The sequence below is a fragment of the Burkholderia sp. Ac-20379 genome (genome assembly GCF_017104645.1).
In the GTDB taxonomy this organism is placed as follows: Bacteria; Pseudomonadota; Gammaproteobacteria; order Burkholderiales; family Burkholderiaceae; genus Burkholderia.
This window is the reverse complement of record NZ_JAAGPF010000319.1, coordinates 1-8,607: the sequence shown is the minus strand read 5'-3', so window position 1 is coordinate 8,607 and position 8,607 is coordinate 1. Positions and strand designations below refer to the sequence as shown.

Genomic DNA, 8,607 nt, shown 5'->3' with positions numbered 1-8,607 from the left:
AGACGGCGTTCACCGTCACGCCGTCGGCCGCCACGGCCTTGGCCATCGACGCGGTCAGCGCATTGATCGCGGCCTTGCTGGCCGAGTAGTCGGGCGCGGTGGGCGGCGGGATCGTCGCGGCCAGGCTCGAGATGTTGATCACGCGCCCCCAGCGGGCCGCCTGCATGGCCGGCAGCAAGCGCGTGGCGACGCGCACGGCGGCCAGCACGTTGCGGTCGTAGGCCGCGGCCCACGCGCCGGCCTGCGTGCCGCGCCAATCGTGGCGCGCGCAGCCGGAGCCGCCCGCGACGTATATCACGACATCGATGCGTACGACGCGGGCCTGCGCATCCTCGCCGAGCCGTCGCACCGCTTCGTCGTCGGCCAGGTCGCCCGCTCCGAACGCCGCGCGCCCGCCCTGCCCGGCGATCTCGCCGGCCACGCGCGCGGCCAGCGCCGCATCGCGGCCGTGCACCACGACGAACGCGCCTTCCCGAGCGAGCGTGCGGGCCAGCGCCTCGCCGATGCCCTTGCTGCTGCCTGTCACCAGCGCCGTCTTGCCGTGCAATTGCAAATCCATCGTTCATCCCTCAGGCTTCGTCAACGAAGCGGCCACGATAGAGAGCAGGAATGAACGACACAAGTACGCACTTTCGGGTGCCCATGACACCCGCCTCGCCCGAGGCGCGCGAGGCCTGCCTCGGCCCGGACGGCTCGGTGGCGCACGTCGCGCGCGTGATCCGCATGATCCACGGGCGCTGGAAGCTGCCGATCCTGTTCCGGCTGTACGCCGATCCGGCGCTGCGCACGTTGCAACTGAAGCGCGACCTGCCCGGCATCTCGCAGAAGATGCTGACCCAGCACCTTCGCGAGCTGGCCGCCGACGGCCTGATCGCGCGCATCGATTTCGGCGAGAAACCGCTGCGCGTCGAATATCAGCTGACGGAGATGGGCCGGCAACTGCTGCCGGTGCTGATCGCCGCGCGGCAATTCTCGGCGCGGCACCCGGCCTGAACGCCCGAGCCGCCGGCCCGCCGGCTCAGGCCTTCGCCAGCCTGCGGATCGCGTCCTCGGTCACCGGCGTGAACAGGTTGACGAGATTGCCGTCGGGATCCCGAAACAATACCGATCGGTTGCCCCATGGCTGCGTGACCGGCGCCTGCACGACATCGGTCAGGTGCGGTTCGAGCCGCGCGAACGCGGCGTCGACGTCGTCCACGCGAAACTCGACGATCGCCGCACGGTTGCTGCCCGGCGTGGCCGCGCCCGCGCCGAACAGATCCATCGAGCGCTGGCTGCCGATCGCCAGCGTGCACGACGGCGTGGCGAGCTCGGCGAAATCGTCGGTGTACCAGGTGGCCGCGAGGCCGAGCATTTCGTAGAAGCCGACGAGCCGGCGCATGTCGCCGGTGATGATGCGGGTTGAAACGAAGTTCATGAGGGTCCTCCTCGAGTCGATAAGCCGACGCATGCTACGAGGAGGCTGCTGACATCGTCCTGTCAGCAGAACGGCCGCGCCACGGCGCACGGTTCGTTCGCGCCGGTTGAATTCAGAACTTCGCGCACGGCAATGACATCGGCCGCGGGCCGGCCCATCATGCGATGCCGCGCCGCCCTCATCCTGCCCGCCATGTCCGAACCGAACGCCATGTTTCGCACCCTGTGTCGCCCCCTGCTACGCCCCCTGATCGCCTTGTCGCTCGCCGCCGCGCTGCTCGCCGCGACGGCCGGCTGCCATGCGCAGGCCGAGCCCGACGCGGCCGGCCGGTTGTCGATGCAACCAGCCGTCACCTACCGGTTCCTGCTGCGCCGCACGCCGTTCTTCGCGGCGCTGTCGACCGAACAGCTCGAATGGACGATCGCGCATTCGAGGGAATGGAAGGTGCGGGAAGGATCGGTGATCGCCACCTGCCGGGACGGCGGCGGCAACGATGCTTCGGACGACTGGATATTGCTCGACGGCGAATGGGCGCTGGAGCACGACGGCAAGACCGAACGCGCCGGGCGCGCCGATGCCGGCAACTGGTTCAACCGCTCGGTGGCGAACGGCGCGCCGTGCCGGCTCGTGGCGACCGAAACGGGCTACGTCATGAAGATCGCGCACGCGGATTTCGAGGCGATGCTGGCGCGCGGCTTCGACTTCGGCGCGCCGCTGGCGGCCGGGCGCGCGCGTTACCGGGCGGTATTCGGAAGCGGCAGCGGCAGCGGCGGCGCGGCGCGGTAGGCCATCGCGCCGGCCCCGCTTCCACCGTCACGCGCGCTGGAAAATCTTCTCCACCGCGCCGAACAGCTGATCCGCATCGAACGGCTTCTGCAGCGCCGTCCAGGCGAAATCGAACGCCTGCATCCGCGAAACGGCGTGGCCCGACGCGAAGATCACGCCGATGCCCGGATACAGGCCGAACGCCTGGCGCGCCAGCTCCATGCCGTCGATATCGGGCAAGGCCAGATCGGTCAGCAACACGCCGCACGGCTCGGCTTCGAGCAGCGTCAGCGCCTTGCGCGGATGGTCGGCCTTCAGCACCGTGAGGCCGCGCATCTCCAGCAGCATCGCGGTGGCTTCCAGCGAATCGATGTCGTCGTCGACCACCATCACGCGGTTCGCGGCGGCCGCATCGAAGGCGGCAACGGCCGCGCCGTTCAAGGCCGGTGCGATGGCGATCGGTTCGACGGCGATCGGCTCGACGGCGATCGGCTCGATGGCGATCGGCTCGGCCACCTCGGCCACCTCGGCCTCCGCGCCACCCTCGCCCCCCGCGCTCAGCATCCGGCGCAGCTTGGTGGCCAATTGCTGGCGGCTGTAAGGCTTGCTCAGCAACTCGACGCCCGGATCCAGCCGCCCGCCGTGCACGATCGCGTTGCGCGTGTAGCCCGACGTGAACAGCACCTTGAGCGCCGGCAATTGCCGCTTCGCCAGACGCGCCATCTCCGGGCTGCCGAGCGGCCCCGGCATGACCACGTCGGTGAACAGCACGTCGATGCGCACGCCGCTGGCGATCACGGCCAGCGCCTGATGCGCGTCGTTGGCCTTCAGCACGTCGTAGCCAAGGCCCGTCAGCGTGTCGATCACGGTGGATTGCACCGAGAGATCGTCCTCCACCACGAGCACCGTCTCGCTGCCGCGCTGCGGCGTCTCCGGCATGGCGCACGGCGCCTCCGCGAGCGCGTCGAAGCTTCGCGGGAAATACGCCTTCACCGTGGTGCCGTAGCCCGCCTCGCTGTAGATGCGGATATGCCCGCCGCTCTGCTTGACGAAGCCGTACGCCATGCTGAGGCCCAGGCCGGTGCCGATGCCGTCCGGCTTGGTGCTGAAGAACGGTTCGAACGCGCGGGCCTGCACGTCGTGCGACATGCCCACGCCGTTGTCGGTCACGGCCAGCATCACGTACTGGCCCGGCGGCACGTCGGGCTCGGCCGCGACGTAGCCGTCGTCGAGCGTCTCGTTCGACAGCTCGAGCGTGAGCTTGCCGCCGTCGGGCATCGCCTCGCGTGCGTTGACGGCGAGATTGAGCACGGCGTTCTCGAACTGATGCGGATCGAGCATCGCGAACCACAGCGCCGGCTCCACCACCGTCTCGATCTCGACGGCGTCGCCGAGCGTGCGGCGCAGCAGCGAATCCATGTCGCGCAACTGGCGCTCGGGGCTCACCACCAGCGGCTGCAGCGCCTGTTGCCGCCCGAACGCGAGCAGATGCGCGGCGAGCCGCGAGCCGCGCTCGGTCGCGTCGACCGCCTTCTGCAAGCGTTCGAGCGTCCACGGGTCGTGCTCGTGGCGATGCGTGAGCAGATCCAGATTGCCGCGCAGCACCTGCAGCACGTTGTTGAAATCGTGGGCGACGCCGCCCGTCAACTGGCCGAGCGCCTCCATCTTCTGCGACTGGAACAGCGCGGCGCGCGTCTGCTCGAGTTGCTCGGCGGCCCGGCGCCGCTCGGTGATGTCGCGCGTCACCTTCGCGAAGCCCACGATCGCGCCGTCGTGCCGGATCACGTCGATCACGACATGCGCGAAGAAGCGGCTGCCGTCGCGCCGCACGCGCCAGCCTTCGGCCTCGAAGCGCCCGTCGCGGCGCGCGGTGGCGAGCGCATGCTCCGGCACGCCGCCGACCACGTCCTCGGGCGTGTAGAAGCGCGAGAAATGCGAGCCGACGATCTGCTCGGCCGTGTAGCCCTTGATCCGCTCGGCGCCCGGGTTCCAGCTCACCACCTGGCCGTCGGGCGACAGCATGAAGATCGCGTAGTCCACCACGCCCTGCACCAGCAGCCGGAACTGGCGTTCGTTCTCGAGCGCCGAATCGTGCGCGGCCTTCGTGTCGCTGACGTCGTCGACCACCTCGACGAAGCCGAGCAGCGTGCCGTCGTCGCCGCGCAGCGCGGTCAGCACGACGTTGGCCCAGAACGGCGCGCCGCCGTTGCGCAGGCGCCAGCCGAGGCCGGCGTGGCGGCCGTGTTCGGCGGCGGCGGCCAGCGCCTGGCCGGGCACGCCGGCCGCGCGCTCGGGCGCCGGATAGAACACCGAGACATGCTGCCCGACGATCTCGGCGCTGCGGTAGCCGTGAATGCGCTCCCCGCCGCGATTCCAGCTCAGGATGCGGCCGTCCGGCGCCAGCGTGCAGATCGCGTAATCCCCGGTCGCCTGCACCCAGTTGCGCTCCCAGTCCCCCGCCGGACCGGCTTGATGTGTGGTTGTACTCGTCATGATTGGATGACTGTTGTCTCGTCGATCGGTCGCGTCGATCGCGTTGGGTCTATACGAGCGGCCGGATGTCGCCGCCTTCGTCCGAGCGCGGCAACTCGAGACGGAACGTGGTGTGATCGGCCTCGTTCGTCTCCACGCGCGCGGTGCCCTTGTGCATCTGGATCACTTTCTGGACGATGTTGAGCCCGAGGCCGAGGCCCGCGCGCTTGGGCGTGCCGGCCGCGCTCGGCCCGAACGCCTCGAACAGGTGCGGCACCACGTTCGGCGCGATCACGCCGCGATTGCGCACCTTCACCACCACCCGGCCCGCCGCCTCGCCGTCCACGTCGATCGTCACCGGGCAATCGGGCGCGCCGTATTGCAGCGCGTTGCTGACCAGGTTGGAGACGGCCTGCCACAGCAGGTCGCCGTCCCACACGCCGGCGCAATCGCCGCGCTCGGTCACGACGATCAAGTCGCCGCCCTCGCTGGTGCGGAATTCGTCGGCCACGGCGCGGCACAGCGTGCCGAGCTGCGCGGGCTGGCGCTGCATCTGGAGCCGGCCGCCCTGCAGCCGCGCGAGGTTCAGCAACTGATGCACCATGCGCGCCATGCGCAGCGAGCTGGTCTTGATGCGGCCCGCCACCGCGGCCGTCTGCGTGCCGGCCGGATCGCGCAGCAGGTATTCGGCCGAGGCGAGCACCGCGCCGAGCGGCGTGCGCAGGTCGTGGCCGAGCACCGCCATCAGCATCTCGTTCGCTTCGAGCAGATCGCGCGTGGTCTGCAATTCCTCGGCCAGCAGCCGCTTGTGCCGCTCCAGTTGCACGAACACCTCGACCTTCGCCTGCAGGATCGCCGGGTTGATCGGCTTGTAGAGGAAATCGACCGCGCCGGCCTCGTAGCCGCGGAACGTGCGCGACGCCTCCTCCGAGGTGGCCGTCAGGAAGATGATCGGCACGTGCGCGGTGCGCGAGCTGCCGCGCATCAGCGTGGCCAGCTCGAAGCCGTTCATGTCGGGCATGTTGACGTCGAGCAGCGCGAGCGCCACGTCGTGCACGAGCAGCAGTTCCAGCGCCGCGGTTCCCGATTGCGCCACCAGCAGGTTGATGCCATCCCGGGCAAGCAGCGCCTGCAATGCCGTGATGTTGTGGGCGATGTCGTCCACAATGAGAATGTTGACAGGAGCCATGGTGTGCATCAGGAGTAAACGGGCAAACTCGCCAGCCGGCTGGCCATCGCGAGCGGTGAAAGAATGGCGTCGACGGCCCCGCGCGCGATCGCCGCGCGCGGCATGACGGGCGCTTCGGCCGACTCCGGCTGCTGCACCCAGGCCGTTCCGCCGGCGGCGCGAATGCAGGCCAGGCCGGCCGCGCCGTCGTCGTTGGCGCCCGACAGCAGCAGGCCCAGCAGGCGGCGCCGAAAGCGATAGGCGGCCGATTCGAACAGCACGTCGATCGAGGGCCGCGAGAACCCCACGCGCGCATCGACCGACAGCGCCACGGTGCCGTCGTCGGCGGCGAGCATATGATAATCGGGCGGCGCCAGATACACGCGCCCGCCCAGCAGCGGCTCGCCGGCGTCCGGCTCGATCATCGGCAGGCGGCAATGGCGCGCGAGCGCCTGCGCCAGATAGCTCTGCGCATTGGCCGGCAGATGCACCACCACCATCACGATCGCCGCGAAGTCGGCCGGCAGCGCGCCGAGCAGCACGCCCAGCACCTCGACGCCGCCGGCCGACGCGCCGATCGCCACGGCCTGGTAGGCGCGCGGCGCGGGCGATGGGGACAAGGAGGATTCGCTCATGATCGTCAGCGCTTCCGGTAGATGCGCTCGCGCTCGCGGAAATCCTCGAACGCCGGGTGCTGCCCCGAGAAGCGCAGGCTTTCCTTGATGCCGAGGCCCAGGAACCCGCGCCGCACCAGCGTGCGTTCGAACAGCGCCAGCGCGCGCTCCTGCAGCTCGCGATCGAAATAGATCAGCACGTTGCGGCACGACACCAGATGCGCCTCGAGAAACACCTCGTCGGTCGACAGGCTGTGATCGGCGAACACCACGCGGTCGCGCAGCGGCGTCGAGAAGCGCGCGCCGCCGTAGGCCGCGTGATAGTAGTCGGACAGCGAACGCTTGCCGCCCGCCTCCAGGTAATTGCGCGAGAAGCCGGCGATCCGGTCGAGCGTGTAGATGCCGGCCTCGGCGCGCGCCAGCGCATCGGGGTTGATGTCGGTCGCATAGAACATCGTGCGCTCGGTCAGCCCCTCCTCCTCGAACAGGATCTTCAGCGACCACAGCTCCTCGCCGTTGCTGCACCCGGCCACCCATACCTTGATCGACGGATAGGTCTTGAGGATCGGCAGCACGTGCTCGCGCAGCGCCTTGAAATAGGCCGGATCCCGAAACATCTCGCTGACCTGGATCGTCAGGTACTGGAACAGCCGCGTGAAATCCTCCTCGCGGCGCAGCATGCGGTCCTGCAACTGCGACAGGCTCGACAGGCCGAACTCCGTCAGCGCCTGCGCGAGGCGGCGGCGCAGCGACGGCATCGAGTAATGCCGGAAATCGTGCTGATATTTCAGGTAGATCGCGTCGAGCAGCAGCTTCAGTTCGAGATCGAAATCCGACAGGCGCGGCTCGGCGTCCGGCCCGGCGGGGTCGGTCGGATCGATGGGGGCCAGAGGGTCCATGCGGTCGGGTTCCATCTCAACGCTGCCGCAGCCAGACGCGGCACAGCGACACGAGCTTGTCGATGTCGATCGGCTTCGAGATGTAATCGTCGGCGCCCGCCTCGATGCAGCGGATGCGGTCGTGCTCCATCGCCTTGGCCGTCAGCGCGATGATCGGCAACTGCAGGAAGCGCACGTCCTGGCGGATCGCGGCGGTGGCGGCCAGTCCGTCCATCTCCGGCATCATCACGTCCATCAGCACCAGGTCGATCTTGTGGCCCTGTTCGAGCACCTCGAGCACCTCGCGGCCGTTGCGCGCGATGTGCAGCTTCGCGCCGAGCGGCTCGATCACGTGCGACAGCGCGAAGATATTGCGCGCGTCGTCCTCGGCCAGCAGGATCGAACTGCCCTCGAACACGTCGTCGCGCTGGCGCACCGTGCGCAGCATGCGCTGCTGCTCGGGCGCGAGCGCCGATTCCACGCTGTGCAGGAACAGCGTCACCTCGTCGAGCAGGCGCTCGGGCGAGCGCGCCCCCTTGATGATGATCGACTTCGAATAGCGGCGCAGGCGGTGCTCCTCGTCGGCCGACAGCGTGCGGCCAGTGTAGACGATGACCGGCAGCAGCGTGCGCGCTGGATCCGTCGCGAGCCGTTCGAGCAGGTCGTAGCCGGTGCCGTCGGGCAGCGCGAGATCGGTCACCACGCAGTCGAACTCGTTGCGCTCGAGCTCGCCCAGGGCGCGCGCCAGCGTGTCCACCGCGACGATGTCGGTCGTCTCGTTGGCGAGCAGCACGCGGATGCTCTCGCGCATCGCCAGGTCGTCCTCGATCACGAGCACGCGCTTCAAGCGATGCTGCAGGCGGCCTTCGAGGCGGCGGATCGCCGATTCGAGCGTGGCGCGCGCCGCCGGCTTCAGCGTGTAGCCCACCGCGCCGAGGTGCAGCGCCTTCGCGGTGTGATCGGTGGCGGCCACGATATGGATCGGGATGTGACGCGTCAGCGAATCGTTCTTCAGCCATTCGAGCACGGTCAGCCCGGAGTGATCGGGCAGGCCCACGTCGAGCAGCACGGCGGTGGGCTGCATCTCGCGCACCAGCGCGATGCCCGAGCCGCCGTCGGCCGCGTGGACGAAATCGAAATCGAGCTCGTGCACCAGATCGCGCAGGATCCCGGCGAACACCAGATCGTCCTCGATCGCGAGGATCAGGCGGCCGGGCCGCTGGCGCGCGTGCCGGTCGTCGGCGATCGGTTGCGCGGCGGCCGCCGCGGCGTCGTGCGGGCCGTGCGGGCCGG

10 protein-coding genes are annotated in these 8,607 nt (G+C 69.4%); 2 read left to right on the top strand and 8 right to left on the bottom strand.

Translation table 11 applies throughout. From position 1 onward, the window contains the following. On the bottom strand, positions 1-559 hold a 559-nt coding region (locus tag G3N92_RS27445), incomplete at its 3' end, for an SDR family NAD(P)-dependent oxidoreductase (RefSeq protein ID WP_206130727.1). Between the two features lie 83 nt (positions 560-642). Between G3N92_RS27445 and G3N92_RS27440 the strand changes: the two genes are divergently transcribed. After that, complete coding sequence (locus G3N92_RS27440) at positions 643-993, top strand: helix-turn-helix domain-containing protein (RefSeq protein WP_241015051.1); 351 nt, start codon at positions 643-645, stop codon at positions 991-993. A 25-nt stretch (positions 994-1,018) separates the two neighbouring features. Here the strand turns inward: G3N92_RS27440 and G3N92_RS27435 are convergent, their stop codons facing one another. Both G3N92_RS27435 and G3N92_RS27430 read right to left on the bottom strand, forming a co-directional pair. Further along, positions 1,019-1,417: a VOC family protein gene (locus G3N92_RS27435; protein WP_206130725.1), complete on the bottom strand. Its 399-nt coding sequence runs from the start codon at positions 1,415-1,417 to the stop codon at positions 1,019-1,021. 62 nt (positions 1,418-1,479) lie between these two features. Continuing rightward, positions 1,480-1,629, bottom strand: a complete 150-nt coding sequence (locus G3N92_RS27430) for a hypothetical protein (protein WP_206130728.1) — start codon at positions 1,627-1,629, stop codon at positions 1,480-1,482. A gap of 43 nt (positions 1,630-1,672) precedes the next feature. On the opposite strand from G3N92_RS27430, the gene G3N92_RS27425 reads away from it, so the two are divergent. Beyond that, positions 1,673-2,203, top strand: a complete 531-nt coding sequence (locus G3N92_RS27425; RefSeq protein ID WP_241015050.1) for a hypothetical protein — start codon at positions 1,673-1,675, stop codon at positions 2,201-2,203. Between the two features lie 27 nt (positions 2,204-2,230). On the opposite strand, the gene G3N92_RS27420 is transcribed toward G3N92_RS27425, so the two are convergent. From G3N92_RS27420 to G3N92_RS27400, 5 genes are all read right to left on the bottom strand, one after another. After that, the gene (locus G3N92_RS27420) at positions 2,231-4,675 is read right to left on the bottom strand and encodes a PAS domain S-box protein (RefSeq protein ID WP_206130723.1); all 2,445 of its coding nucleotides are present in this window, start codon (positions 4,673-4,675) and stop codon (positions 2,231-2,233) included. 49 nt (positions 4,676-4,724) lie between these two features. Next, complete coding sequence (locus G3N92_RS27415) at positions 4,725-5,852, bottom strand: hybrid sensor histidine kinase/response regulator (protein WP_206130722.1); 1,128 nt, start codon at positions 5,850-5,852, stop codon at positions 4,725-4,727. Further along, positions 5,852-6,457: a chemotaxis protein CheB gene (locus tag G3N92_RS27410; RefSeq protein ID WP_206130721.1), complete on the bottom strand. Its 606-nt coding sequence runs from the start codon at positions 6,455-6,457 to the stop codon at positions 5,852-5,854. Before G3N92_RS27410 ends, G3N92_RS27415 begins: the two co-directional genes overlap by 1 nt. A gap of 5 nt (positions 6,458-6,462) precedes the next feature. Further along, the gene (locus G3N92_RS27405; protein WP_206130720.1) at positions 6,463-7,335 is read right to left on the bottom strand and encodes a CheR family methyltransferase; all 873 of its coding nucleotides are present in this window, start codon (positions 7,333-7,335) and stop codon (positions 6,463-6,465) included. A 16-nt stretch (positions 7,336-7,351) separates the two neighbouring features. Beyond that, positions 7,352-8,607 (bottom strand): response regulator (locus tag G3N92_RS27400; RefSeq protein WP_206130719.1); only part of this gene is annotated, 1,256 nt, incomplete at its 5' end.

What these genes read in the sequence shown, in the direction of transcription:
- G3N92_RS27440 (WP_241015051.1), top strand. Translation starts at nt 643, where the DNA reads ATGACACCCGCCTCGCCCGAGGCGCGCGAGGCCTGCCTCGGCCCGGAC.
- G3N92_RS27435 (WP_206130725.1), bottom strand. Translation starts at nt 1,417, where the DNA reads ATGAACTTCGTTTCAACCCGCATCATCACCGGCGACATGCGCCGGCTC.
- G3N92_RS27430 (WP_206130728.1), bottom strand. Translation starts at nt 1,629, where the DNA reads ATGGCGTTCGGTTCGGACATGGCGGGCAGGATGAGGGCGGCGCGGCAT.
- G3N92_RS27420 (WP_206130723.1), bottom strand. Translation starts at nt 4,675, where the DNA reads ATGACGAGTACAACCACACATCAAGCCGGTCCGGCGGGGGACTGGGAG.
- G3N92_RS27415 (WP_206130722.1), bottom strand. Translation starts at nt 5,852, where the DNA reads ATGCACACCATGGCTCCTGTCAACATTCTCATTGTGGACGACATCGCC.
- G3N92_RS27410 (WP_206130721.1), bottom strand. Translation starts at nt 6,457, where the DNA reads ATGAGCGAATCCTCCTTGTCCCCATCGCCCGCGCCGCGCGCCTACCAG.
- G3N92_RS27405 (WP_206130720.1), bottom strand. Translation starts at nt 7,335, where the DNA reads ATGGACCCTCTGGCCCCCATCGATCCGACCGACCCCGCCGGGCCGGAC.